General features: G+C 45.1%; 1 protein-coding gene. It reads left to right on the top strand.

Features of this window, described 5'->3' with window-relative positions:
• The coding region (locus AVJ23_RS23245) for a hypothetical protein (protein WP_205626917.1) at positions 1-200 on the top strand (200 nt) is incomplete at its 5' end.
• Between the last annotated feature and the right edge of the window lie 64 nt (positions 201-264).

Genomic DNA, 264 nt, shown 5'->3' with positions numbered 1-264 from the left:
TTAGTCAGGGAGTTTCACTGCTGTGGCAGCATCCTCAGGTGTTGGCTGAGCTTCGGGAATTATTCTCATTTTTGCTCGGTAAAATAAATCATGTCCACTGCTCGATCAGTTCGCATGATAATGTGCCTCTGCAGATACATGGACGCTATACAAGAATTGAAATTTTGTCGGCGTTTGGTGTAAGACTTACCCGCGTTTAGTAGACACCCTGTATAGTTAGGTTTCGGCCTAACACGGAGGTGTACCATGGGTAAGAAGAGAACT

The sequence above is a fragment of the Pseudoponticoccus marisrubri genome (assembly GCF_001482405.1).
GTDB classification, from domain to species: domain Bacteria; phylum Pseudomonadota; class Alphaproteobacteria; order Rhodobacterales; family Rhodobacteraceae; genus Pseudoponticoccus; species Pseudoponticoccus marisrubri.
This window is presented reverse-complemented; position numbering and strand designations above follow the sequence as displayed.